Here is a 23,290-nt window from a genome sequence, read left to right as displayed (position 1 = left end):
CAGCGTCGGCGATTCGGAGGTGTGATGCACCCCCGCTGGCTAGACTGCGCGGCATGATGAACACGGACTCCTCCCCCGCCCCTTTCGCGAACAACCACCAGTACACGGGCGATGTGACGGTCGGCGGCCCGAGTGATGTGCGTGAGCTGCGCACCCTGACGGTCCGCAAGGCCGCCGTCGGCGATATGGACAACAATGCTTATCTGCTGACCTGCCGGGTCTCGGGCGCGCAGCTGCTGATCGACGCGGCTGCCGATTTTCCGCGCCTGATGGAACTGGTGCGGGAGGGCTCCGCCACGGGCCGGCTCGACACGATCGTCACCACGCATGCGCATCATGATCATGTGGGAGCGCTGTCGGCGATGGTGGCGAGCACGGATGCGCGCACCGTGGCGGGCGCGGCCGACGCCCCGGACATCCCCACCCCGACGACGCAGACGGTGTCGCACGGCGACGTGATCCGCGTGGGTGTGAACGATCTGGAGGTGGTGGGGCTGCGGGGCCACACTCCGGGCTCGATCGCGCTGATCTTCCGCGGGGAGGGGGCCGACGGGGACCACGTCTTCACCGGTGATTCCCTGTTCCCAGGCGGTGTGGGCGCCACGCAGGGTGATGCTGCCCGCTTCGAGTCTCTGATCACGGATGTGGAGCAGCGCCTGTTCGGTGTGCTGGATGATTCGGCGCACGTCTACCCCGGTCACGGAGCAGACACGACGATCGGGACCGAGCGCCCCCACTTGGAGGAGTGGCGCGAACGCGGCTGGTGAGCAGCGTGCCGGCGGCGGGGTATCGGTGGGGAGGCTCGACCCTCCCGAGCTGGCGGCGGTTCGGCCGGCTCAGGCGGGTCTGCTGCTTCCTGTTCTGCTGCGGTGCGGAAGTCGTGGTGATGGGTGGTGGTTTCGTGGCCGCTGGTGGTGCACCAGATGATGCCGGCCCCGTCGGCCGTGGGTGAACAGCCGACGGATCCACATGTGCTGATGATGGTCGCGGATCATGTCCGTGACGTCCTCCAGCGGGGCGATGCCATACCCGTGGATCGTGACCGGGCCGCCGCGCAGCCGACGACCGGGCCGACGCATCGGAACGAACAGATCGCTCCGAAACCCGTCCCACCGCAGAACCGGAGCATGACGACCCGCCAGGGCATCGTCAGGAACCTGGCGGAGGGCTACTGCTTCTCAGCCCCCCGAGCACACCGTCCTCGAGGGCTCCGTTCATGAGATCGACTGATCCCCGGGCCCCGTCGGAGCGCGTCCGGTCAGTCCTCCTCGGGCTGCGAGAACACCGGGGTGATGGATGCTGAGTCGATCTGTGCGGCCATCAGCATGAACCGCGCCTGGGTCTGGGTCGCGCCCTCCGGCACCTCCAGCTTCTCCACGTTCAGAGCGTGCACCGTGTGGATGTAGCGGTGGGTGCGGCCGGCCGGCGGGGCTGCACCGCCGTAGCCCTTGTAGCCGTAGTCGTTCTCCCATTCGCGCGCCGGGGACTCGAGGGCACCCCCCTTCTCGATGGACGTGACGGACGTGGGGATGTCGAACGCGACCCAGTGCCAGAAGCCGGAGCCCGTCGGCGCGTCCGGGTCGTACACGGTGAGGGCGTAGGACTTCGTGCCGTCCGGGGCGCCGCTCCATGCGAGGTCGGGGATGGTGTTCTCGCCGCCGCTGGAGGGTTCGGCGAACTCCAGGGGGATCGCTTCGCCGTCGTTGAGTGCCTGCGATGTCAGCTGCATGAGTGCTCTTCCTTTCCTGTCGCTCCGGTCAGCCTTCGAACTGCCGCAGCTCCTTCTTCAGCTCGGACACTTCGTCGCGGATGCGGGCGGCTTCCTCGAACTGGAGCGCCTCCGCTGCCGCGTGCATCGAGGTGGTCATCTCCGTGATCATGTCCTTCAGCGTCGCCACCGGGTCATCGCCCAGGTCCAGCGAGCGGTTGTTGAGCACGGAGTCGCCGCGGCCGTGGCGGCTCGCCACCCTCTCCTTCCCGGCGCGGTAGTCGGTGGCCAGGAGGGTTTCGGTGTCGACGTCCTCGCGGGCGAGCATGTCGGTGACGTCCGCGATCTTCTTCCGCAGCGGCCGCGGGTCGATGCCGTTCTCCTTGTTGAACGCGATCTGCTTCTCGCGGCGGCGCGTGGTCTCGTCGATCGCTTCGCGCATCGACTCGGTGATCGTGTCCGCGTACATGTGCACCTGTCCGGACACGTTGCGGGCGGCACGGCCGATCGTCTGGATCAGGGAGGTGCGCGAACGCAGGAATCCCTCCTTGTCGGCGTCGAGGATCGCCACGAGGGACACTTCGGGGAGGTCCAGACCCTCACGCAGCAGGTTGATGCCCACGAGGACGTCGAACTCACCCATGCGCAGGGACCGCAGCAGCTCCACGCGGCGCAGCGTGTCCACATCGGAGTGGAGGTATTGGACCCGCACCCCGTTCTCCAGGAGGTAGTCGGTGAGGTCCTCCGCCATCCGCTTCGTCAGCGTGGTGACGAGGATGCGCTCGTCCTTCTCCACGCGCTTCTCGATCTCTGCGCGCAGGTCGTCGATCTGCCCCTTGACCGGTTTCACGATCACTTCGGGGTCCACGAGACCGGTGGGGCGGATGATCTGCTCCACGTACCCGTTCGCCCGCTCCAGCTCATACTGCGCCGGGGTCGCCGAGAGGTACACGGTCTGTCCGGTCCGCTTGATGAACTCCTCGAACTTCAGGGGCCGGTTGTCGAGGGCCGACGGGAGCCGGAACCCGTAGTCCACGAGCGTCCGCTTGCGGGAACGGTCCCCCTCGTACATGGCGCCGATCTGCGGGACGGTCACGTGCGACTCGTCGATGATCAGCAGGAAGTCCTCCGGGAAGTAGTCCATGAGGGTGTTCGGCGGGGTGCCGGGTCCGCGCCCGTCGAAGTGGCGGGAGTAGTTCTCCACACCGTTGGTGGAGCCGGTCTGGCGGAGCATTTCGATGTCGTGGGTGGTGCGCATCCGCAGCCGCTGCGCCTCCAGGAGCTTGTTCTGCCCTTCGAGCTCCTCGAGCCGCCAGGCGAGCTCCTTCTCGATGTCGCCGATGGCGCGCTGGAGTCGCTCGGGGCCCGCCACGTAGTGGGAGGCGGGGAAGATGTGGACCTGCTCCTCCTCGCGGATCACCTCACCGGTGACGGGGTGGAGGGTGTACAGGGCGTCGATCTCGTCGCCGAAGAACTCGATGCGCAGGGCGAGCTCCTCGTACATCGGGATGATCTCGACCGTGTCGCCCCGCACCCGGAAGGTGCCGCGGACGAAGGAGACGTCGTTGCGGTCGTACTGCATGTCCACGAACCGGCGCAGCAGGTCGTCGCGGTCCAGTTCCTCGCCGACGGACAGGCGCACCATCCGGTCCACGTACTCCTGCGGGGTGCCGAGGCCGTAGATGCAGGACACGGACGACACCACGACCACGTCGCGACGGGTGAGCAGGGAGTTCGTGGCGGAGTGGCGCAGCCGCTCCACCTCCGCGTTGATCGAGGAGTCCTTGTCGATGTACGTGTCCGACTGCGGGACGTACGCCTCCGGCTGGTAGTAGTCGTAGTAGGAGACGAAGTATTCGACCGCGTTGTTCGGCAGCAGTTCTCGGAACTCACTGGCGAGCTGCGCGGCCAGGGTCTTGTTGTGCGCCATCACCAGGGTGGGGCGCTGCACCTTCTCAATCAGCCACGCCGCGGTCGCGGACTTGCCGGTGCCGGTCGCGCCGAGCAAGACCACGTCCTGTTCGCCGTCGTTGATGCGGCGCGCCAGTTCGTCGATCGCCTTCGGCTGGTCACCGGCGGGTTCGTACTCGCTGACGACCTCGAAGGGGTGCCGGGCTCGGACCAGATCAGTGACGGGACGCATGCGGCCACACTAGTGGGGATCACTGGGAGCGAGCATCCGTCGGACCTCCCCCACCGCAGCGTCCGCGGCGGCGGCGAGGTCCTCACGGGTGCCGGTGTTGTCGATGAGGATGTGGCAGCGGCGGCGGCGCTGATCATCGGTGGTCTGCGCGGCGATGACGCGCTCCACCCACTCGCGGGTCTTGTTCGAGCGCTGCATGACCCGACGGATGCGCTCCTCGACGGGGGCGAGGACACCGATGATGACGGCGAAGTCGGCGTCGTGCCCCTTCTCCAGCAGCAGCGGCGAGTCGTGCACGATGAACTCCTCCCCCGCCGCCGCGGCCGCCTCATCGAGGGCGCTGACCTGTTCGGCGACGCGGGTGAGGACGATGCGTTCGAGGTCGGCGCGGGCGGCGGCCTCGGAGAATACGAGGTCGCCGAGCTTCGCCCGGTCCGCAGTGCCGGCCCTGTTGAGGTACTCGGCGCCGAAGCGGGCGACCATATCATCGACGCCTTCGCCGGGCTGGTCGAGGACGGCGCGGGACAGCTCATCGAGGTCGATGACCGTGATGCCGGTCTCGCGGAACCGGTCCGCCACGGTCGTCTTTCCGGAACCGATCCCGCCGGTCAGACCGACGCGCTGAAGGTGGTGACGCATAGACGTAGGCTACTGATATGCCCAGCTCTGCCGCGACCCCCGAGACGTTCCTGCTGACGAACGACATGATGCGCGCGATGGACCTCATCGGCGTGTTCGTGATGGGGATCGTCGGCGGTGCGCTCGCCCGGCGCCTCCAGTTCGACGCGGTCGGCTTCGCATTCATCGGCATCGTGTCCGGTCTCGGCGGCGGCATCATCCGCGACCTCATCCTCGCCCAGGGCGTGCCGGCCGCCTTCTCCACCCCGTGGTACCTCGCGGCGAGCCTCGCCGGCGTCCTCATCGCGTTCCTCATCTCCGTGGACGCCAGGATCTGGAGGCACTCCACCACGGTGCTGGACGCGGTCGCTCTCGGCGTGTGGGCCGCGATCGGGTGCGCGAAGTCGCTCGGGGCGGGCCTGTCACCGCTGCCGTCGATCCTGCTGGGGCTCACGACGGCGGTGGGCGGCGGTGTGATCCGCGACGTCATGGTGGGCCGTATCCCTGGGATCTTCACCGGCGGCCCTCTGTATGCGACGGCCGCACTGCTGACCGCGGTCCTCACCTGGGGTGTGGATGCCCTCAACCTGCCGAGCTGGATCGTGGTGCTGGCGGCGCTCGCGGGCACGGCGGTGGCGATCCTGGCGCAGTGGCGCCGCTGGTCCCTGCCGACGGCCCCCGATCTCGCCGTGACCCTGTCACCGGTGCAGATGCGGGCGTTCGTGCGGCGGGTGCGGCGCGAGGAGCGGCAGCGGGTGGCGGCGGAGACCGGGCAGATCCCGGTGCTGGACCCGCAGGACCTCGTGCACGACTCCTTCTTCAACGTGGAGGGAACACCTGAGGAGCCGGACTCCGGGGCGACTGCGCCGCCGTTCCAGATCCATTTCCCGTCACTGCGGCGCGAGCACGATCATGACGGCGCGATGCACGTCGATGATGATGACGACGATGAGGCGCCGTTCGAGTCAGGCCCGCAGCACCACCGCGGCCGCTGAGCCCGGCAGCTCACCGCTGAGCGGGAGGGCGGCGCGGACCTGGTCGATCGGGATCTGCCCGGGGGCGCTGGCGCGGCCGACGGCGGCGAACGTGGCGGCGGATGCGAACGCCTGCGGGGCGATCCGGGTGACGGCGCCGAGCGGACCCATCGACATGGCGATCACCGGTTTCCGGCTCGGGGCGGGCTGCGCGGACTGATACGACTCAACGGCCTGCATAAGGGTGAGGACGTCGGCGCGGCTGGTCGGCATCACGGCGATCTTCAGCGTGCGGCAGCCGGCGGCGTGGAGAGCGTCGAGAAGGGCGTGGATCTCGGGGACCGACGGGGTCCGCCGAAAGTCGTGACTGGAGCCGATGACCGCGGCGCCGGTCTGTGCGATGCCGGTGACGAGGTCACGGGCAGAGGCGGGATCGAGCCGGGCGGCCTCCACGTCGATCGCGTCGATGCCGGAGCGAGCGGCGAGGTCGAGCAGCAAATCGGCGTAGGCGTCGTCGCCGAGGGCGATGCCGTCGCCTTCGGCGACGGTGCGAACCGCAGCGAGCAGCGGGACCCGTCGGGCCTGCAACGTCCGGCCGGGGTGCGATGCTGCGCCTGCCTGTGCCGCCGGGTCGGCGTGCGCGGCGAGAGCGCGGGAGATCGCGTCCGCAGCCTCCGCCCGCACCGCTGGGTCGAGCGCGGCCTCTCCGAGCGCATCGACGCGCCATTCGATGACGTCGGCCCCCGCCGCGACGGCTGCGCTGGCCTGGTCCGCGGCAGCGGCCGCAGCGGCGGCTGCGGTGGGGCCGGCGGGCATGATCGGGACGATCACCTGCGGCAGCATCAGGGCTGCGCCTCGTCGGTGACGGCGGCGTACGCGGCGAGCAGCAGCTGCGGGTCCGGGCCTTCGAGGCGGCCCGGGGAGGCGAGGGCGTCCAGCACCACGAAGCGGAGCATGCTGCCGCGGGTCTTCTTGTCGCGCTTCATCGCATCGGCCAGGCGGGGCCACTGGCGGCCCCGGTACGCGACCGGCAGGCCGAGCGAGGTGAGGATGGACCGGTGGCGGTCGAGCAGGGCTTCGTCCATGCGGCCGGCGAGGTGGGCGAGTTCGGCGGCGAACACCATGCCGATGGCGACGGCGGCGCCGTGGCGCCACTGGTAGCGCTCATTGTGTTCGATCGCGTGGCCGAACGTGTGGCCGTAGTTGAGGATCTCCCGCTCCCCTACCTCGCGCAGGTCGCTGCTGACCACGTCGGCCTTCACGCGGATGGCACGGGCGACGATGTCGGCGAACGGCTCGGAGGTGACGTCCAGGGCAGCGGCGGGGTCGTCCTCGATGATGTCCAGGATCTGCGGGTCGCGGATGAACCCGCATTTGACGACCTCGGCGAGGCCGGCGGCGACGTCGTTCGGCGGGAGGGTGCGCAGCGTGTCGAGGTCGGCGAACACGGCGCGGGGCGTGTGGAACGCGCCCACGAGGTTCTTGCCCTCCGCCGTGTTGATGCCGGTCTTGCCGCCGACTGCGGCGTCCACCATGCCGAGGACAGTGGTGGGCAGCTGGATGATGTCGATGCCGCGCAGCCAGGTGGCGGCGGCGAACCCGGCGAGGTCGGTGACGGCGCCGCCGCCGAAGCCGATGACGATGTCGGTGCGGGTGAGGTCGGCCTGGCCGAGGGCCTGCCAGAGGAACCCGGCGACCTGCGCGGTCTTCGCCTCTTCGCCATCGGGCACTTCGGCGAGGTACGCCTCGCGCCCGGTGTCGGCGATGGCGCCGCGGAGCTCATCGGCGAGGACGCGGGTGGACGGCTGGTGGATGATCATGACGCGTTCGCACCGATCCGGGAGGGCGGCGGGAACGCGCGGCAGGATGGAGCGGCCCACGTGGACGTCGTAGGCCGCCTGGCCGGAGCCGACGGGAATCGTGGTAGTCATGGCTGCTCCTTCGTGCCGGTGATGTCGGCGATGGTGCGGGCGATCTGGTCCGGGGTGCGCCCGGTGGTGTCAACGGTGTGGGTTGCGCAGGCGGCGAACAGGGGTGCGCGTGAGGCGGTGCGCTCCCGCCACGCGGCCAGGGGGTCGGGCCCGCCTGCCAGCAGGGGACGCCCCTCCCCCGTGCCGATGCGGGGACCGACGGCGTCCTCGTCGACGTCGAGCAGGATCACCGTGTGGCCGGTCAGGGCCTCGCGGGTGGCGCCGGTGGTGACGGCTCCCCCACCGAGGGCGAGCACCCCCCGGTGGTCTGTGAGGAGCCGCGCGATGACGCGCTGCTCGACAGTGCGGAAACCGGTCTCGCCGTCCTGCTCGAAGATGACCGGGATGGTGCGCCCGTCGGCCTCCACAATGGCGGCGTCCGAATCCGCGAAGGGCACGCCGAGGAGCCGGGCGAGGGCGCGGCCCACGGTCGTCTTCCCGGAGCCCATCGGCCCGATCAGAACAGCGACCGGTCCTCTGCTCGGGGCGGGGGCGGTGGTGCGGGACGTGTCGGTCATGCCTCGCGCGGGCAGAGGGCGTCGGCCTGCAGCGCGGCGGTGGCCTCGAGGTGGCGGCGGATCTCTGCGACGCTGTCGCCGCCGGCCTTCTCCAGCAGCGCATCAGCGAGGGTGATCGCCACCATCGCTTCGGCGATGACGGCGGCGGGAGCGACCGCGGCGACATCGGACCGCTGGTGGTTGGCGGTGGACTCCTCACCGGTGGCGACATCGATGGTGCGCAGAGCGCGGGGCACGGTCGAGATCGGCTTCAGGGCGCCGCGCACGGCGATGACCTGGCCGTTGGAGATGCCGCCTTCGAGACCGCCGGCGCGGTTCGTGGCGCGGCTGGTGGCGGCGGGGCCGTCACCGCCGGTGAGGATCTCATCGTGGGCGGCGGAGCCGCGGCGGGCGGCAGTGGCGAATCCGTCGCCGATCTCCACGCCCTTGAACGCCTGGATGGACATGATCGCCTGGGCGAGGCGGCCGTCGAGGCGGCGGTCCCACTGGGTGTGGGAGCCGAGGCCGACGGGGACGCCGTAGGCGAGGACCTCCACAACACCGCCAAGGGTGTCGCCGTCCTTCTTCGCGGCGTCGATCTCCGCGACCATGCGGGCGGAGGCTTCGGGGTCGAGGCAGCGGACGGGATCGTCGTTGAGGCGCTGCTCGTCATCCGGGGTGGGAACGGGTGCGTCCGCGGCGATGGCGGCGGTGCCGACAGAGCGGACATGGGAGACCAGGCGGATGCCGGCCGCCTGTTCCAGGAGGGCGGCGCAGAATGCGCCGATGGCGACGCGGGCGGCGGTTTCGCGGGCCGATGCGCGCTCCAGAACGGGACGGGCCTCCTCGAACCCGTACTTCGCCATGCCGGCGAGGTCGGCGTGACCCGGGCGGGGGCGGGTGAGGGCGCGGTTGCGGGCGATTTCGCGTTCATCGCCGGTGCCGGCGTCGATGAGGAGGTCGGCCGGGTCAACGGGGTCGGGGCTCATCACCTTCTCCCATTTCGGCCATTCGCTGTTGCCGATCTCCATGGCGATCGGGGAGCCGAGGGTGGTGCCGTGGCGGACACCGCCGAGGATGCGCAGGGCGTCCTGTTCGAACTTCTGGCGGGAGCCGCGGCCGTAGCCGAGGCGGCGACGCGCGAGGTGGCGGCGGACGTCATCGGAGGTGATGGTGACGCCGGCGGGGAAGCCGTCGATCAGGGCGGTCAGCGAGGGTCCGTGGGATTCGCCAGCGGTGAGCCAGGTGAGCACTGGGCTCCTTCGGTCAGGCCGACGGGGGTCGGCGGTGGTGGATGCGGGACGGTGGGGTCCGCGGTGCGCTCCATGGTACTCGGCGCCGGGACGCGGACGGCGCCGCCCCCACAGTGTGGGAACGGCGCCGTGCCGGTTCAGCGTGTGATCAGGTGATCAGTTGCCGGTGAGCTTCTCGCGGAGGGCTGCCAGTGCTTCGTCCGATGCGAGGGTGCCCTCGTCGGTCGGTGCGGACTGGTAGGAGGCCGGTGCCTCGCCCACAGCGGCGGTGGCGGCGGCGTCAGCATCGGCCTTGAGAGCCTCGGCGACCTGCGCCTTGTGCTGGGTCCAGCGCTCGTAGGCGCGAGCGTAGTCGGCCTCCCAGGCCTGACGCTGCTCGTCGTAGCCCTCGAGCCACTCGTTGGTCTCCGGGTCGAAGCCCTCGGGGTACTTGTACTCGCCGTTCTCGTCGTACTCGGCGGCCATGCCGTACAGAGCCGGATCGAAGGTCGAGTCGTCGCCCTCCGGGTCCACGCCCTCGTTGGCCTGCTTCAGCGACAGGGAGATGCGGCGACGCTCCAGGTCGATGTCGATGACCTTGACGAAGACCTCCTGGTCCACGGTCACGACCTGCTCCGGCAGATCCACGTGGCGCTGCGCGAGCTCGGAGATGTGCACGAGGCCCTCGATGCCGTCCTCAACACGGACGAACGCACCGAACGGAACGAGCTTGGTGACCTTGCCCGGCACAACCTGGCCGATGGCGTGGGTGCGGGCGAATGCCTGCCACGGGTCCTCCTGGGTCGCCTTCAGCGACAGGGAGACGCGCTCGCGATCCATCTCGACGGAGAGGACCTCGACGGTGACCGGCTGACCGACCTCGACGACCTCGGACGGGTGGTCGATGTGCTTCCAGGACAGCTCGGAGACGTGGACGAGGCCGTCCACACCGCCGAGGTCCACGAAGGCACCGAAGTTGACGATGGAGGACACGTGGCCGTCGCGGACCTGGCCCTTCTGCAGGGTCTGCAGGAAGTCGCTGCGGACCGACGCCTGGGTCTCCTCCAGGTAGGCGCGGCGGGACAGGACCACGTTGTTGCGGTTCTTGTCCAGCTCGATGATCTTCGCTTCGAGCTCCTGGCCGATGTACGGCTGGAGGTCGCGCACGCGGCGCATCTCCACGAGGGAGGCGGGGAGGAAGCCGCGCAGACCGATGTCCACGATGAGGCCGCCCTTGACCACCTCGATGACGGTGCCGGTGACGACGCCCTCGTTCTCCTTGATCTCCTCGATCGAGCCCCAGGCGCGCTCGTACTGTGCGCGCTTCTTGGACAGGATCAGGCGACCTTCCTTGTCCTCCTTCTGGAGGACCAGGGCCTCGACCTCGTCGCCGACCTCGACGACCTCGTCCGGATCCACATCGTGCTTGATGGAGAGCTCACGGGAGGGGATGACACCCTCGGTCTTGTAGCCGATGTCAAGCAGGACCTCGTCCCGGTCTACCTTGACGACGGTGCCCTCGACGATGTCGCCATCGTTGAAGTACTTGATGGTTTCATCGATCGCTGCGAGCAGCTCTTCTTCGCTGCCGATGTCGTTGATAGCGACCTGAGGTGCATTGCTGGTGGTGGTCATGTAGGTAGGAACTCCGTCGGGACAAAAGTCGTAGGGATACTTGCTTGCGATGCCCGCTGCCGCCCTTCGAGCAGGCGGGAAAGCAGACAGGCTCCAGCCTAACCTTCCGAACAGGCCCCAGCCAACCCTTTTCGGTTAATTGTCGGCGAATTGTGAGTGCCCTGACCTGCGACCGCGGAGCAGGGCGGCGCTGCGGCCGCCTCGGGCGTCAGTGCGCGGCCTCCAGCCAGGTGCGACCCGTGCCCACCGACACATCCAGCGGCACCGAGAGCTCGTACGCGCCCTCCATGCCGTCCTTCACCACCTGCATGACCTGCTCCTCCTCGCCCTCGGCGACATCCAGGACCAGCTCGTCATGCACCTGCAGCAGCAGACGGCTGCGCAGGTCCGCCTGCTCGAGGCCCTCACGGACCCGCAGCATGGCGAGTTTGATGATGTCCGCGGCACTGCCTTGGATCGGGGAGTTCAGCGCCACCCGCTCCGCGTTGTCGCGGGCCTGGCGGCGGTCGCTGGTGAGGTCCGGCAGGTAGCGGCGGCGGCCGAGGATCGTCTCGGTGTAGCCGCGCTCGCGCGCCTCCTCCACGGATTCGCGCAGGTAGTCGCGGACCCCGCCGAAGCGTTCGAAGTACTGGTCGCGCAGCGCCGTCGCCTCCGACTGCGGGATGCCGAGCTGGCGGCCCAGACCGAACGCGGACAGGCCGTACGCGAGGCCGTAGGACACTGCCTTCGTCTTCGACCGCATGGCGGTGTCGACCTCGTCGGCCTCCACTCCGAACACCTGGGAGGCGACGAAGCTGTGCAGGTCCTCGCCCGAACGGAACGCCGAGATGAGCCCCTCGTCCTCGGAGAGGTGCGCCATGATCCGCATCTCGATCTGCGAATAGTCCGCGGTCATGAGGCTCGCGAATCCGTCGGACGCGCGGAACGCGGAGCGGATCTGCCGGCCCGCTTCGGAGCGCGCCGGAATGTTCTGCAGGTTCGGTGCGGACGAGGCGAGGCGGCCCGTCGCGGCGGCGTTCTGCGAGAAGGTGGTGTGGATGCGGCCCTCCGGCGTCACGGCCTTCCGCAGCGTTTCAATGATCTGGCGCAGCTTCGTGACGTCGCGGTGCTTCAGCAGCGCCTCCAGGAACGGATGCTGGGTCTGCGCGAACAGAGTGTTCAGCGACTCCGCATCGGTGGAGTAGCCGGTCTTCGTCTTCCGGGTGGGCGGCATGTTGAGGCGGTCGAACAGGACGCTCTGCAGCTGCTTCGGGGAGCCGAGGTTGATCTGCTCGCCACCGATGTGGCTGAACGCCTCCTCCGCCACCTGCGCCTGCTGACGCTCATGCTCAGCATCCAGCTCATCAAGCTTCTCGCGGTCCACGGCGATGCCGACGGATTCCATCTCCCGCAGGATCACCGCCAGCGGCAGCTCCAGGTCCCGCAGCAGACCGAGCGCGCCGCGCTCCTCCAGTTCGGCGCGCAGCATCGGCACCATGCGGCGGACCGCGGAGGCGCGCCGCACCAGCGCCTGCGAATCCACACCGTCGAGGTCCAGCGACTGCTGCGCGCCCGAGTCCGCGGCCTGCGCAATGTCCTCCTGCAGGTGGCGCATAGCCAGACCGGCCTCGTCCGTCGGCCGCTGATCGGGGCGGCAGAGGAACTCCGCCAGCGCGAGGTCGAACTCCCAGCCGCGCACCTGGAGGTCCGCGCCGGACAGGAGGTGTCCGGTCAGCTTCGTGGAGAACGCCCGCTTCGGGATGACGCTGTTGCGCAGCCAGCGCTCGAGGGCGGCGCGGTCGTCGCCGCCGAGCTCGTTGGGCTGCAGCACGATCGACGCGGTGTCGCTGGACAGCACCAGGGCGCGGAGGTCCGCCTGGCCCTCCGCCCAGGTCCCGTAGGCCTGCACCACGGCGCCGACGACGGCGTGCTCCCCGAGGACGGCGTTCAGCTCCCCGTCGGCCGGTTCGATGACGGGCAGTTCGGGGTTCGCCACGATCACCCGCTCCTCCTTCTGGGAGGATTCACTGAGGAGGGCGGTGGGGATGTCGCGGCGGATGGTGGGGCCGAACGAGAGTTCGTCGAACACGGAGTTGATGGCGACCAGGTCGCCGCGGCCGAGCCTGCAGGTGTCGAGGTCGCCCGGCAGGTCGAGGTCACGGACCGCTTCGTTCAGCTGCCGGTTGCGCCGCACCGCCTCCAGGTTGTCGCGGAGGCTCTGCCCCGCCTTGCCCTTGATCTCCTCCGCATGTTCGAGGATGCCGTCGAGGTCGCCGTACAGGCCGATCCACTTCGCGGCGGTCTTGGGGCCCACGCCCGGCACGCCGGGCAGGTTGTCGGCGCTCTCCCCCACCAGGGCCGCGAGGTCGGGGTACAGGTGGGGCGGCACCAGGTACTTCTCCTGAACGGCCGACGGGTCCATGCGCCGCAGCTCCGTGACGCCCTTGACGGGCTGCAGGAGCGTGGTCCTGTCGGTGACGAGCTGGATCGCGTCGCGGTCGCTGGTGAGCAGCAGCGGCTCCACCCCCGCCTTCTCCGCGGTGGTGGCGAGCGTGGCGACGATGTCGTCCGCTTCGTAGTCCTCGACCGTGTACCAGGTGATGCCGAAGGCGTCGAGCATCTTCTGGGTCAGTTCGACCTGGCCCTTGAACTCCTCCGGGGTGGCGTCGCGCCCGCCCTTGTACTGGTCATAGATGCGGTCGCGGAAGGTGCCGCCGGCGAGGTCGAACGCGACCGCGATATGAGTGGGCTGTTCGTTCTTGATGACGTTGAAGACCATGCGGGCGAACCCGTAGACGGAGTTCGTGGCCTGGCCCTGACCGTTCTTGAACGACTCCGGCGGCAGCGCGAAGAACGCGCGGAACGCCATGGCGTGGCCGTCGATCAGGATGATGCGCTGGTGGGAGGACTGCTCACTCATGAGCATAAGTGTGGCACGCTGGGCCCATGACTTCGACCAGCCTCTCCCCCGCTGAACTCGACCAGCTCAACGACATGCTGCGCGGCACCCTCTGCGAACGACTCGGAATGCGCCTGACGGAGCTGTCTGAGGACGGCGGCGTCATGACGATGCCCGTTCAGGGCAATACGCAGCCCGCGGGCCTGCTGCACGGCGGCGCGACGATCGCGCTGGCGGAGTCCCTGGCGTCGTTCGCGGGGATCCTGCGCGCCAGGAACCTCTACGGACCAACGGCTCAGGGCGTCGGCACGACGGCGTCCGCCACCCACTACCGGTCCGGGCGGAGCGGCCTGGTGACGGCAACGGCGACGGCGCGGCACCTGGGCCGCACCGTCGCCAGTTACATGGTGGATGTGCGCGACCAGGACGAGCGCCTGCTGTCCACCGTCATGATGAGCGTGCAGATGCTGCCGCCGCGCGACTGAGGCTCACGCCGAGCGGCAGGGACTACTTGCCGGAGCCGAGCTGGTCGATGACCGCGTCGGCGACCTCGCGCATGGTCAGGCGGCGATCCATGGACGTCTTCTGGATCCAGCGGAACGCATCCGGCTCCGACAGGTTCATGTTCGACTGCAGCAGGCCCTTCGCCCGGTCCACCCGCTTGCGGGTCTCGAACCGATCCCCGAGATCCTTGATCTCTTCGTTCAGAGCGGTGATCTGCTGGAAGCGGGAGACGGCGATCTCGATCGCGGGCAGCAGGTCAGCCGGGGTGAACGGCTTGACGACGTACGCGAACGCACCGGCGTCACGGGCTCGCTCCACCAGCTCCTTCTGGCTGAAGGCGGTCAGCATCACGACGGGGGCGAGGTTCTCCTCGCCGATCTTCTCGGCCGCGGTGACGCCGTCCATCTGCGGCATCTTCACGTCCATCACCACGATGTCGGGGCGCAGTTCGCGCACCTTCTCCACGGCGGAGGCGCCGTCGCCGACGGCGGCGAGGACCTCGTAGCCCGCTTCGGAGAGGGTCTCCACGATGTCCATGCGGATCAGGGACTCATCTTCGGCGACCACGGCGGTGCGCTGACGGGATGCGGTCTCATCAGCTGCGGTGTCCTCGAGGGCGTCCGCCTCGGCGGCGGTGTCCGGCTCGATGGGGTCGTGGACGTCGGTCATGGTCCCTCCTTGGGATCTCGCGATCGTGCGCGGATGGTTGTGCGAGGTTCACCACCGATCCGGCGGGGCCGGGTGGGAGGCGAAGCCGTCAACTGTATCCTAGAGCGGCCCGCTGGCTGGACAGTCAGCGGATTCGCCGGATTGGCGGAATGGTAGACGCGGGGCACTCAAAATGCCTTGTCTTCGGGCGTGCGGGTTCGAGTCCCGCATCCGGCACCGCATCCCTCCCGGGCAGCAGTCCCGGGAGAACCGTTTCAGCAGAAGAGCCCTGGATCGCTCCGGGGCTCTTCTGCTGCGGACGGGGCCGCGCGGCAGTCGCCGCCGAGCGGCCGCGCGGGTCAGCGGTGGGTCGGGGACTCGCCGCGCGCGATCGCCTCTGCCTCGACGCGCGCCGCGGCGGTGCCGTCGAAGTCGCCGATGCGGTGCACGCGCAGCGTATTGGTGGAGCCGCGCTGGCCCGGGGGCGAACCGGCGGCGATCACCACGAGGTCGCCGGGCTGCAGGCCCTTCTTCTCCCGCAGCAGCCGGTCCACGCCCTCGATCATCTCGTCGGTGTTCTTCTGCATCGACACCAGGAAGGCCTCGATGCCCCAGGACAGGCCGAGCTGGTTCGCGACATGGTCGTACGGGGTGATCGCGAGCAGGGGGATGGTGGGGCGCAGCCGGGACAGTCGGCGCGCCGTGTCACCGGATTCGGTGAATGTCACCAGGTACTGGGCGGAGAGCTGGTCGCCGATCTCGGCGGCCGCGCGGGTGATGGCGCCGCCGCGGGTGTGCGGGATGGTGCCGAGCTCCATGATGCGGTCCGCACCGTTCTGCTCCGTGTTGGAGATGATGCGGGCCATCGTGCGGACCGCTTCGAACGGGTAGCTGCCCACGGAGGTCTCACCGGACAGCATGACGGCGTCGGCGCCGTCGAGAATGGCGTTGGCGCAGTCGGATGCTTCGGCCCGGGTGGGGCGGGGATTCTCGATCATCGACTCCAGCACCTGGGTGGCGACGATGACCGGCTTCGCGTTGCGGCGCGCCAGCTCGATGGTGCGCTTCTGCACCAGCGGCACCTGCTCCAGCGGCAGTTCCACGCCGAGGTCGCCGCGGGCGACCATGATGCCGTCGAATGCGGACACGATGGCGCGCAGGGAGCGCACCGCCTGGGGCTTCTCGATCTTCGCGATCACGGGCCGACGGATGCCGACCTCGTCCATGATGCGGTGCACCCCGTCGATGTCGTGGGCGTCCCGCACGAAGGACAGGGCGACCATGTCGGCACCGAGCTCCAGGCCCCAGCGGAGGTCCTCGATGTCCTTCTCGCTGAGCGCCGGCACGGACACGGCGACACCGGGCAGGTTGATGCCCTTGTTGTCGGAGACGGGGCCGGGGACCTCGACCACGGTCTTCACGTCGGTGTCGGAGACTTCGAGGACGCGGACGGAGACCTTTCCGTCGTCGATGAGGAGGATGTCGCCGGGGCGGCAGTCCCCGGGGAGACCCGAGAAGGTGGTGGAGACGCGCTCGGCCGTGCCGAGGATGTCATCGGTGGTGATGGTGAAGGTGTCGCCCACGTTCAGCTCATAAGGTCCGTTCTCGAACTTGCCGAGGCGGATCTTCGGGCCCTGCAGGTCCATGAGGACGGCAACGGACCGACCGAGGTCGTCAGCCGCAGCGCGGATGTTCTCGTAGACCTGGCGATGGTCCTCGTGCGTGCCGTGGCTGAAGTTCATCCGGGCCACGTTCATCCCCGACTCGATCAGAGTCCTGATCTGGTCGTAGGTGTTGGTCGCCGGACCAAGTGTGCAGACAATCTTCGCTTTGCGCATCTCAACCCAATTCGTTGCTTGTCGGGCCGGACCAGCATGGGTGGACGGATGCGGGATCGGGTCTAGAGCCATACAGGTCGCGACGCCGAGATCCTTGTCTCGAGTCTAGGTCACATTGCGCGCATGTGCCAGGAGATCAGTCCTGATCGGTGCGCTCGGCGCGCTCGTCGACAGCGCGTGCGATCGCCGGGACGTCCTCATCGTCGCTGTCGGGGCCGGCAGCGCTGGCGGTGGGGCCGTGGATGTCGTGCACCCGTCGGGCCTCCCAGCTGCGCCGACGATACCGGGCCGTCAGGGCCGCGAACACGAGCGCGCCGATCAAAAACACGATCAGATACACCCACAAGTGGATGCGCAGGCCCGCGATGATCGGGGCGTCGTCGATCCGGATCGTCTCCATCCAGGAGCGGCCGAGTGAGTAGCCCATCACGTACATCCAGAAGACGCGGCCGCCGCCGATGCGCAGACGCTCGGAGATGACGAGCACGAGCACGCACATGGTGAGGTTCCACAGCGCTTCGTACAGGAAGGTGGGGTGGTATGCGCCGGCGACGCAGCCGGCGATGATCTGGCCGTTCTGCTCGCAGGTGATGTCCAGACCCCACGGCAGGTCGGTGGGGCCGCCGTACAGCTCCTGGTTGAACCAGTTGCCGATGCGGCCGATCGCCTGCGACACGAACAGCGCCGGTGCGATCGAGTCAGCGAGCACGGCGATGCTCACGCCCTTCATGCGGCACATCACCCAGGCGGCGAGCCCGCCCACCACGACGGCGCCGCCGATGCCGAGGCCGCCCTTCCAGATCTGCAGGATCTCGATCGGGTTGCCGCCAGGACCGAAGTAGGTGGCCGGGTCGGTGATCAGCACGTGGTAGAGGCGGGCGCCGATGATGCCGGCGATGATCGCGACGAAGCAGATGTCGAAGATGCTGTCGGAGGTGCCGCCGCGCTTCTGCCACCGCTTCGTCGCCCAGAACAGACCCACACCGATGCCGGTGAGGATGCAGAGGGCGTAGAAGTGGATCGTCAGCGGTCCGAGGGAGATCGCGTTGACCGTCGGGCTGGGGATGGTGGCGAGGCTCATGCGCCCTCCACGCCGCGGCGCAGCTCCGTTGCGAGGGCCTCGAGGCGGCGATGGGCATCGGCGCGGTCGTCGGCTTCGAGGATGGCGCGGACGAACGCGCTGCCCACGATGACGCCGTCGGCGTAGGAGGCGATGTCGGCCGCCTGTGCGCCGGTGGAGACGCCGAGGCCCACACAGACCCGTTCAGCGCCGGCGCGGCGGGTGCGGTCCACAAGGTCACGGGCACGGGAGCCGACGGAGGCGCGCATGCCCGTCACGCCCATCGTGGAGGCGGCGTAGATGAAGCCGCTGGCGCTGCGCACCACGTACTCCAGGCGCTGCGCGTCGGAGCTGGGGGCGACGAGGAAAACGCGGTCCACCTCATGCTTCGCTGCGGCGTCGATCCATTCGGCGCCTTCGTCGGGCACGAGGTCCGGGGTGATGACGCCGGCGCCGCCTGCGGCGGCGAGGTCGCGGGCGAACGCGTCGGGTCCGTAGGCGAGGATCGGGTTGTAGTAGCTCATGACGAGCAGAGCGGCGTCGCAGTCGCGGCCGGAGAGCTCATCGATGGCGGCGATGACGTCGCGCGGGCGGGTGCCGTTCTTCAGGGCGATGTCGGCGGCCTGCTGGATGACGGGGCCGTCCATCACCGGATCGGTGTAGGGCACGCCGAATTCGATGGCGTCGACACCGGACTGGGTGAGGACGTGGGCGGCGTCGATGGAGCGGTCGAGGGTGGGGAAGCCGACGGGCAGGTAGGCGATGAGGGCGCTGCGGCCCTCGGCACGGGCCCGGTCGATGACGTCGGCGGAGCGGAGGCGGGTCATGTCAGTTCTCGTCCTTTCCGGCGGGTGCGGCCGGCGCAGCGGGGCCGACGGGTGCGTTCTCGAGAGCGTCGGCGACGGTGCGGCGGATCTCGGCGAGATCGGCGCGTCCGTCGTCGCCGACGAGGCCGAACCAGGCGGAGGCGGTGTGCACGTCCTTGTCGCCGCGGCCGGAGAGGTTCACGATGATGACCGCGTCCTCCCCCATCTCGCGGCCGAGATCGATGGCGCCGGCGAGGGCGTGCGCCGATTCGATGGCCGGCATGATGCCTTCGGTCATGGAGAGGTACGCGAACGCCTCCATCGCCTCGGTGTCGTTGACGGCTCGGTAGTCGACCCGGCCGATGTCGTGCAGGAACGAGTGCTCGGGGCCGACGCTCGGGTAGTCGAGGCCGGCGGAGACGGAGTGCGATTCGATGGTCTGGCCGTCCTCGTCCTGCATCACGTAGGAGCGAGCGCCGTGGAGGACGCCCGGGGAGCCGGCGTTGATGGTGGCGGAGTGCTCACCGGATTCGATGCCGGAGCCGCCGGCTTCGCAGCCGATGATTCGGACGTCCTCGTCGTCGAGGAACGCGTGGAACAGGCCGATGGCGTTGGAACCGCCGCCGACGCAGGCGACGACCGCGTCCGGGAGGCGGCCGATCTGCTCCTGGATCTGGTCGCGCGCCTCCTCACCGATGCAGCAGTGGAACTCCCGCACCATCGTGGGGTACGGGTGGGGGCCGGTGACGGTGCCGAGCAGGTAGTGGGTGGTCTCCACGTTCGCGACCCAGTCGCGGAACGCCTCGTTGATGGCGTCCTTGAGGGTGGCGGAGCCCTGCTCCACGGAGATCACTTCGGCGCCGAGCAGGCGCATGCGGGCCACGTTGAGGGCCTGGCGTTCGGTGTCGACCCTGCCCATGTAGACGGTGCAGTCGAGACCGAGCAGGGCGGCGGCGGTGGCGGTGGCGACGCCGTGCTGACCGGCGCCCGTCTCCGCGATGACGCGCTTCTTGCCCATCCGCTTGGTGAGAACGGCCTGGCCGAGAACGTTGTTGATCTTGTGGCTGCCGGTGTGGTTGAGGTCCTCGCGCTTGAGGAAGATGCGGGCACCGCCGGCGATCCTGGAGAAGCGCGGCACTTCGGTCAGCAGAGAGGGGCGCCCGGTGTAGTCACGGAACAGACGCTGCACCTCCGCATCGAAGGTGGGATCGGCTTTCGCCTTCTCCCATGCTTCGGCGAGCTCGTCGAGTGCGGGGATGAGCGCTTCGGGGAGCCAGCGGCCGCCGTACTCGCCGAAGTAGGGTCCCTGGACGTCCGTGATGTTCATCGGTTCCTTCTTTCGTCGGTCTGCGCGGGAACGCTGAGGAAGTCGCGTGCGGTCGCTTCCGGGTCGCCGTCGGTGACGAGGGCTTCGCCGACGAGGACCGCGTCGGCACCGTGGCGGGCGTACGTCTCGACGTGAGCCTTCTTCAGGACCGCGGATTCGCCGATGGCGAAGCGGTCACCGGGGATGGTGGGCAGCAGGGCGGCGGCGCCGTCGAGGTCGAGGTCGAGGGTCTTGAGATTGCGGGCGTTGACTCCGATGAGGCGGGCGTCGGTGGCGAGGGCGCGCTCGAGCTCGTCGGCGCTGTGCGCTTCGACGAGTGCCCGCATGCCGAGCTCGTGGGTGAGCTGCAGGTGCTCGGCGAGCTGGGCGTCAGTGAGGGCGGCAACGATCAGCAGAACGATGTCGGCGCCGTGGGCGCGGGCCTCGTAGATCTGGTACTCCTCGACCGTGAAGTCCTTGCGCAGCAGCGGGATGTCGACTGCGGTGCGGACGCGGTCGAGGTCGTGGAGGGACCCGCCGAAGCGTCGCTGTTCGGTGAGGACGGAGATGGCGGTGGCGCCGGCGGCCTCATAGGAGCGGGCGAGGTCCGCGGGTTCGGGAATGTCGGCGAGGGCGCCCTTGGAGGGTGAGGAGCGCTTGATCTCAGCGATGAGGCCGACGGTGTCGCGGCCGTCGAGCCGGGCGCACACGTCGGCGGCGGGCCGCTGGGCGGTGGTCTCGGCGGCGAGGTCGCGGATGCGCGCGAGGGGGGTCGCGGCGCGGCGGGTGTCGAGGTCGGCGCGCACGCCGTCGATGATCGAATCCAGAACAGTGGTGCTCATGGGAACCTTTCGTCAGGGCGCCGCCAAAGGGGCGGCCCCGGGTGCGGGGCCGCCGGTGTTCAGCAGGTGGGAGTGCTCAGGCCGTGTGCTCGCGCGGCTGGCCCTTGCCCGCCTTCGCAAGGCCGAAGCCGGCGATGAGGCCGACCACGATGACGGCGGCGCCGATGATCATGACCAGCTGCGACGCGGTGGCGAGGCCGAAGGCCGCCACGATCGCACCGACGACCACCAGCACGGACAGCACCCAGGCTGCGAGGGTCTTGCCCTCGTTCGCGGGCGGGGACGGCGGAACCATGTAGGTCTTCGACATCAGGTGATCTCTCCATCGAACGGGATCGGAAGGGGTCGGGAGGAGCGGGCTGCTCCTCCCCTATTGTGCCATGTGCCAGGGACTCGGCCGCGCACGCTCACGTGGGGTCGTCACCGCGGCTGAGGGCGTCCCAATCGGAGGCGTCGGACCGGGCGGTCTTCGCGCCGGTGGCGGAGCGGTCGGCGGAGCGGCTGTAGCGGCTGGCGGTGGGGGCCGACGGGTCCTGCCCGTCCGCGCGTGCGGCGCGGCGGCTCGTCACGGTCAGCGCACTGGCGACCGCTGCGGCGGCGAAGGCCGCGAGAGCGGCGAGGATCGGCATGGTGGTGGTGCGGGCGACCACCTCACCACCGAGCACACCGGTTGCTTCGGAGACGGCGCCTGCGGCCGCTGCCTCCGGGTCGAGCAGCACCAGCAGGGAGGCGACGGCGGCGCTGACCCCGGCGAGGACCGCGATCCCGGCGATGACGGTGCGGGCGGTACCGCGGGCCAGCGCGGAGGCGAGGAACGCCGCGATGACGACCACGGCGAGGGCTGCGGCGGCGGGTGCGGCGGAGGAGCCGACGACGTTCTGCGCGACAGCGGTGCCGGTCAGGTCCATAGCGGTGGCGTGCAGCCACACGGTGCGGGTGAGGCCGAGGGTGCCGGCGCCGAGGGCGATGCCGAGCAGCGGCAGGAGCTTCAGTGAGCGCATCAGGCGTCCCCTCGGGACCCGTCGGCCCCCGGCTCCGTGCGCGGCGCGGGCGTGTCGGGGCGGAGCGTGGCGGCGGAGGCGACGGCGCGGACCGCGGCGGCAGCCTTCTGCTCGGATTCGCGGAACTCCATGGTGGGGTTGGAGTCGGCGACCACTCCCCCGCCGGCCTGCACGTGGGCGCGGCCGTCCTTCATGACGGTGGTGCGGATCGCGATCGCCATGTCCATGTCGCCGGCGAAGTCGAGGTAGCCGACGGTGCCGCCGTAGATGCCGCGGGAAACCGGCTCCACTTCGTCGATGATCTGCATGGCGCTGGGCTTCGGCGCGCCGGACAGGGTGCCGGCGGGGAAGGTGGCGCGCAGAGCGTCGAAGCTGGTGGCTCCGTCCCGGAGGCGGCCGGTGACGGTGGAGACCATGTGCATGACGTGGGAGTACTTCACCACGTGCTTGAATTCGCGCACCACCACACTGCCGGGTTCGCACACCTTCTGCAGGTCATTGCGGGACAGGTCCACGAGCATGACGTGCTCGCTGGCGTCCTTCGGGTCGGCGAGGAGGTCGTCACGCAGGTGGGCGTCCTCCTCCGCGGTGCGGCCGCGCGGGCGGGACCCGGCGATGGGGTAGGTCATCGCTTCGCCGGCGCGGACGCGGACGAGGGTTTCGGGGCTGGCGCCGACGATGTCGATCGGGTTCCCGTCGCCGTCGTGCGCGCGCACCAGCATCATGTACGGGCTGGGGTTGAGGCGGCGCAGCACCCGGTACACGTCCAGGGGGTCGGCGGCACTGTCGTGGGAGACGCGGCGGGACGGCACCACCTGGAAGATGTCGCCGTCGCGGATGCGGTCCACAGCGGTGCGGACGATCTCTTCGAAGAGGGCCTGGTCGAGGTGGGAGGTGCCGCCGTCGCCGTCGCGGTTCTCGTACACCACGGGCGCGGTGTCCACAGGGGCGGCGAGAGCCCGGCGCATCACCTCGAGGCGCTGCAGGGCGGCGTCGTAGGCGGCGTCGACCCCGGTGTCGAGGGCGTTGATGTTGAGGGCGTTGGCGACGAGCAGCACGGTGGAGTCGACGTGGTCGTACACGGCGACGTCTTCGGCGAGCAGCATGCACAGATCGGGGGTGCCGATCTCGTCGGCGGGCTTCTCGCCGAGTCGCTCCCAGCGGCGGACGGCGTCGTACGCGATGAAGCCGACGAGGCCACCGGTGAACGGCGGCAGGTTCGGCAGGCGCGCCGCACGGAACTCATCCGCGGTGGCGCGCAGTGCCTCCAGGGGGTCCCCGTCGGTGGGGACGGAGGCGGGGACGTCGCCGAACCAGCGGGCGGCGCCGTCCTTCTCGGTGAGAGAAGCGCGGGCGCGGGTGCCGATGAACGACCAGCGGGCGTCCTCCCCTTCGCCACCGGATTCCAGCAGGAACGTGCCGTCGGTGCCGGTGGCGGCGGTGAGTTTGCGGTACACGCTGATGGGGGTGTCCTGGTCAGCGAGGACGCGGTGCACCACCGGCACCACACGCTGCTGCGCGGCGAGGACCCGGAACTGTTCGCGGTCCGGCCAGACCTCGCCGAGGCGTTCACTGGTGAGGCCCTGGATCTGCTCGGGGTAGATCTGGGCGCTCTGCATAGTGCGGGACT

The 23,290-nt window shown here is 69.6% G+C and carries 21 protein-coding genes and 1 tRNA gene; 4 read left to right on the top strand and 18 right to left on the bottom strand.

The features are described 5' to 3' along the window. Nucleotides 1–56 precede the first annotated feature (56 nt). Nucleotides 57–767: an MBL fold metallo-hydrolase gene (locus tag R3I40_RS04650; RefSeq protein WP_183375311.1), complete on the top strand. Its 711-nt coding sequence runs from the start codon at nt 57–59 to the stop codon at nt 765–767. A 491-nt stretch (nt 768–1,258) separates the two neighbouring features. Here R3I40_RS04650 and R3I40_RS04645 read toward each other — a convergent pair whose 3' ends face one another. Genes R3I40_RS04645 through coaE form a run of 3 tightly spaced genes read right to left on the bottom strand, consistent with a single transcriptional unit; the run spans nt 1,259 to nt 4,490 of the window. After that, the gene (locus tag R3I40_RS04645; protein ID WP_285261579.1) at nt 1,259–1,729 is read right to left on the bottom strand and encodes a YbhB/YbcL family Raf kinase inhibitor-like protein; all 471 of its coding nucleotides are present in this window, start codon (nt 1,727–1,729) and stop codon (nt 1,259–1,261) included. Nucleotides 1,730–1,757: 28 nt separating this feature from the next. Next, complete coding sequence (gene uvrB / locus R3I40_RS04640; protein ID WP_285261578.1) at nt 1,758–3,851, bottom strand: excinuclease ABC subunit UvrB; 2,094 nt, start codon at nt 3,849–3,851, stop codon at nt 1,758–1,760. 9 nt (nt 3,852–3,860) lie between these two features. After that, the gene (gene coaE, locus R3I40_RS04635) at nt 3,861–4,490 is read right to left on the bottom strand and encodes a dephospho-CoA kinase (RefSeq protein ID WP_259923027.1); all 630 of its coding nucleotides are present in this window, start codon (nt 4,488–4,490) and stop codon (nt 3,861–3,863) included. Between the two features lie 17 nt (nt 4,491–4,507). Here coaE and R3I40_RS04630 point away from each other — a divergent pair, with 17 nt between their 5' ends. Further along, on the top strand, nt 4,508–5,464 hold the full coding sequence (locus R3I40_RS04630; protein ID WP_259923028.1) for a trimeric intracellular cation channel family protein: 957 nt from the start codon (nt 4,508–4,510) through the stop codon (nt 5,462–5,464). Here R3I40_RS04630 and aroD read toward each other — a convergent pair. The 6 genes from aroD to polA form a co-directional block, all read right to left on the bottom strand. Further along, nucleotides 5,435–6,286 (bottom strand): type I 3-dehydroquinate dehydratase, encoded by an 852-nt coding sequence (gene aroD / locus R3I40_RS04625; protein ID WP_285261577.1) that lies wholly within the window; start codon nt 6,284–6,286, stop codon nt 5,435–5,437. The two genes, R3I40_RS04630 and aroD, sit on opposite strands and share 30 nt — an antisense overlap. Next, on the bottom strand, nt 6,286–7,374 hold the full coding sequence (gene aroB, locus R3I40_RS04620; protein ID WP_183374327.1) for a 3-dehydroquinate synthase: 1,089 nt from the start codon (nt 7,372–7,374) through the stop codon (nt 6,286–6,288). Before aroB ends, aroD begins: the two co-directional genes overlap by 1 nt. Further along, a complete protein-coding gene (locus tag R3I40_RS04615; RefSeq protein ID WP_239374296.1) occupies nt 7,371–7,931 on the bottom strand; it encodes a shikimate kinase in 561 nt (186 codons plus the stop codon). The genes aroB and R3I40_RS04615 overlap by 4 nt, the downstream gene beginning before the upstream one ends. Then, entirely contained in the window at nt 7,928–9,163 is a 1,236-nt protein-coding gene (aroC, locus tag R3I40_RS04610; RefSeq protein WP_285261576.1) for a chorismate synthase, read from the bottom strand. The genes R3I40_RS04615 and aroC overlap by 4 nt, the downstream gene beginning before the upstream one ends. Before the next feature lie 156 nt (nt 9,164–9,319). Next, the gene (gene rpsA / locus R3I40_RS04605; RefSeq protein WP_183374321.1) at nt 9,320–10,777 is read right to left on the bottom strand and encodes a 30S ribosomal protein S1; all 1,458 of its coding nucleotides are present in this window, start codon (nt 10,775–10,777) and stop codon (nt 9,320–9,322) included. A gap of 208 nt (nt 10,778–10,985) precedes the next feature. After that, nucleotides 10,986–13,676 (bottom strand): DNA polymerase I, encoded by a 2,691-nt coding sequence (polA, locus tag R3I40_RS04600; RefSeq protein WP_285261575.1) that lies wholly within the window; start codon nt 13,674–13,676, stop codon nt 10,986–10,988. 26 nt (nt 13,677–13,702) lie between these two features. Here polA and R3I40_RS04595 point away from each other — a divergent pair, with 26 nt between their 5' ends. After that, nucleotides 13,703–14,140 carry a PaaI family thioesterase gene (locus tag R3I40_RS04595; RefSeq protein WP_183374317.1) on the top strand — a complete coding sequence of 146 codons (438 nt, stop codon included), beginning with the start codon at nt 13,703–13,705 and terminating at the stop codon, nt 14,138–14,140. Nucleotides 14,141–14,162: 22 nt separating this feature from the next. Here the strand turns inward: R3I40_RS04595 and R3I40_RS04590 are convergent, their stop codons facing one another. After that, entirely contained in the window at nt 14,163–14,828 is a 666-nt protein-coding gene (locus tag R3I40_RS04590) for an ANTAR domain-containing response regulator (RefSeq protein ID WP_183374315.1), read from the bottom strand. A 135-nt stretch (nt 14,829–14,963) separates the two neighbouring features. Here R3I40_RS04590 and R3I40_RS04585 point away from each other — a divergent pair. Then, nucleotides 14,964–15,044 (top strand) — tRNA-Leu (locus tag R3I40_RS04585). A 122-nt stretch (nt 15,045–15,166) separates the two neighbouring features. Here the strand turns inward: R3I40_RS04585 and pyk are convergent. The 8 genes from pyk to R3I40_RS04545 form a co-directional block, all read right to left on the bottom strand. Next, nucleotides 15,167–16,645 carry a pyruvate kinase gene (gene pyk / locus R3I40_RS04580; RefSeq protein ID WP_239374304.1) on the bottom strand — a complete coding sequence of 493 codons (1,479 nt, stop codon included), beginning with the start codon at nt 16,643–16,645 and terminating at the stop codon, nt 15,167–15,169. A 136-nt stretch (nt 16,646–16,781) separates the two neighbouring features. Continuing rightward, complete coding sequence (gene lgt, locus R3I40_RS04575; RefSeq protein ID WP_183374311.1) at nt 16,782–17,726, bottom strand: prolipoprotein diacylglyceryl transferase; 945 nt, start codon at nt 17,724–17,726, stop codon at nt 16,782–16,784. Then, entirely contained in the window at nt 17,723–18,532 is an 810-nt protein-coding gene (trpA, locus tag R3I40_RS04570; protein ID WP_239374307.1) for a tryptophan synthase subunit alpha, read from the bottom strand. The genes lgt and trpA overlap by 4 nt, the downstream gene beginning before the upstream one ends. 1 nt (nt 18,533) lies before the next feature. Further along, nucleotides 18,534–19,838 (bottom strand): tryptophan synthase subunit beta, encoded by a 1,305-nt coding sequence (gene trpB, locus R3I40_RS04565; protein WP_239374310.1) that lies wholly within the window; start codon nt 19,836–19,838, stop codon nt 18,534–18,536. Continuing rightward, nucleotides 19,835–20,659: an indole-3-glycerol phosphate synthase TrpC gene (trpC, locus tag R3I40_RS04560; RefSeq protein WP_183374305.1), complete on the bottom strand. Its 825-nt coding sequence runs from the start codon at nt 20,657–20,659 to the stop codon at nt 19,835–19,837. Before trpC ends, trpB begins: the two co-directional genes overlap by 4 nt. Nucleotides 20,660–20,735: 76 nt before the next feature. After that, nucleotides 20,736–20,969: an HGxxPAAW family protein gene (locus R3I40_RS04555; RefSeq protein ID WP_183374303.1), complete on the bottom strand. Its 234-nt coding sequence runs from the start codon at nt 20,967–20,969 to the stop codon at nt 20,736–20,738. A 97-nt stretch (nt 20,970–21,066) separates the two neighbouring features. After that, nucleotides 21,067–21,660 (bottom strand): Trp biosynthesis-associated membrane protein, encoded by a 594-nt coding sequence (locus R3I40_RS04550; RefSeq protein ID WP_183374301.1) that lies wholly within the window; start codon nt 21,658–21,660, stop codon nt 21,067–21,069. After that, on the bottom strand, nt 21,660–23,279 hold the full coding sequence (locus R3I40_RS04545; RefSeq protein ID WP_183375309.1) for an anthranilate synthase component I: 1,620 nt from the start codon (nt 23,277–23,279) through the stop codon (nt 21,660–21,662). Before R3I40_RS04545 ends, R3I40_RS04550 begins: the two co-directional genes overlap by 1 nt. Between the last annotated feature and the right edge of the window lie 11 nt (nt 23,280–23,290).

Origin of the sequence: Helcobacillus massiliensis (genome assembly GCF_033106145.1) — a bacterium.
Classification (GTDB): domain Bacteria; phylum Actinomycetota; class Actinomycetes; order Actinomycetales; family Dermabacteraceae; genus Helcobacillus; species Helcobacillus massiliensis.
This window is presented reverse-complemented; position numbering and strand designations above follow the sequence as displayed.

Coding starts and splice junctions, on each gene's coding strand:
- R3I40_RS04650 (WP_183375311.1), top strand. CDS start 57: ATGAACACGGACTCCTCCCCCGCCCCTTTCGCGAACAACCACCAGTAC.
- R3I40_RS04645 (WP_285261579.1), bottom strand. CDS start 1,729: ATGCAGCTGACATCGCAGGCACTCAACGACGGCGAAGCGATCCCCCTG.
- uvrB (WP_285261578.1), bottom strand. CDS start 3,851: ATGCGTCCCGTCACTGATCTGGTCCGAGCCCGGCACCCCTTCGAGGTC.
- coaE (WP_259923027.1), bottom strand. CDS start 4,490: ATGCGTCACCACCTTCAGCGCGTCGGTCTGACCGGCGGGATCGGTTCC.
- R3I40_RS04630 (WP_259923028.1), top strand. CDS start 4,508: ATGCCCAGCTCTGCCGCGACCCCCGAGACGTTCCTGCTGACGAACGAC.
- aroD (WP_285261577.1), bottom strand. CDS start 6,286: ATGCTGCCGCAGGTGATCGTCCCGATCATGCCCGCCGGCCCCACCGCA.
- aroB (WP_183374327.1), bottom strand. CDS start 7,374: ATGACTACCACGATTCCCGTCGGCTCCGGCCAGGCGGCCTACGACGTC.
- R3I40_RS04615 (WP_239374296.1), bottom strand. CDS start 7,931: ATGACCGACACGTCCCGCACCACCGCCCCCGCCCCGAGCAGAGGACCG.
- rpsA (WP_183374321.1), bottom strand. CDS start 10,777: ATGACCACCACCAGCAATGCACCTCAGGTCGCTATCAACGACATCGGC.
- polA (WP_285261575.1), bottom strand. CDS start 13,676: ATGAGTGAGCAGTCCTCCCACCAGCGCATCATCCTGATCGACGGCCAC.
- R3I40_RS04595 (WP_183374317.1), top strand. CDS start 13,703: ATGACTTCGACCAGCCTCTCCCCCGCTGAACTCGACCAGCTCAACGAC.
- R3I40_RS04590 (WP_183374315.1), bottom strand. CDS start 14,828: ATGACCGACGTCCACGACCCCATCGAGCCGGACACCGCCGCCGAGGCG.
- pyk (WP_239374304.1), bottom strand. CDS start 16,645: ATGCGCAAAGCGAAGATTGTCTGCACACTTGGTCCGGCGACCAACACC.
- lgt (WP_183374311.1), bottom strand. CDS start 17,726: ATGAGCCTCGCCACCATCCCCAGCCCGACGGTCAACGCGATCTCCCTC.
- trpA (WP_239374307.1), bottom strand. CDS start 18,532: ATGACCCGCCTCCGCTCCGCCGACGTCATCGACCGGGCCCGTGCCGAG.
- trpB (WP_239374310.1), bottom strand. CDS start 19,838: ATGAACATCACGGACGTCCAGGGACCCTACTTCGGCGAGTACGGCGGC.
- trpC (WP_183374305.1), bottom strand. CDS start 20,659: ATGAGCACCACTGTTCTGGATTCGATCATCGACGGCGTGCGCGCCGAC.
- R3I40_RS04555 (WP_183374303.1), bottom strand. CDS start 20,969: ATGTCGAAGACCTACATGGTTCCGCCGTCCCCGCCCGCGAACGAGGGC.
- R3I40_RS04550 (WP_183374301.1), bottom strand. CDS start 21,660: ATGCGCTCACTGAAGCTCCTGCCGCTGCTCGGCATCGCCCTCGGCGCC.
- R3I40_RS04545 (WP_183375309.1), bottom strand. CDS start 23,279: ATGCAGAGCGCCCAGATCTACCCCGAGCAGATCCAGGGCCTCACCAGT.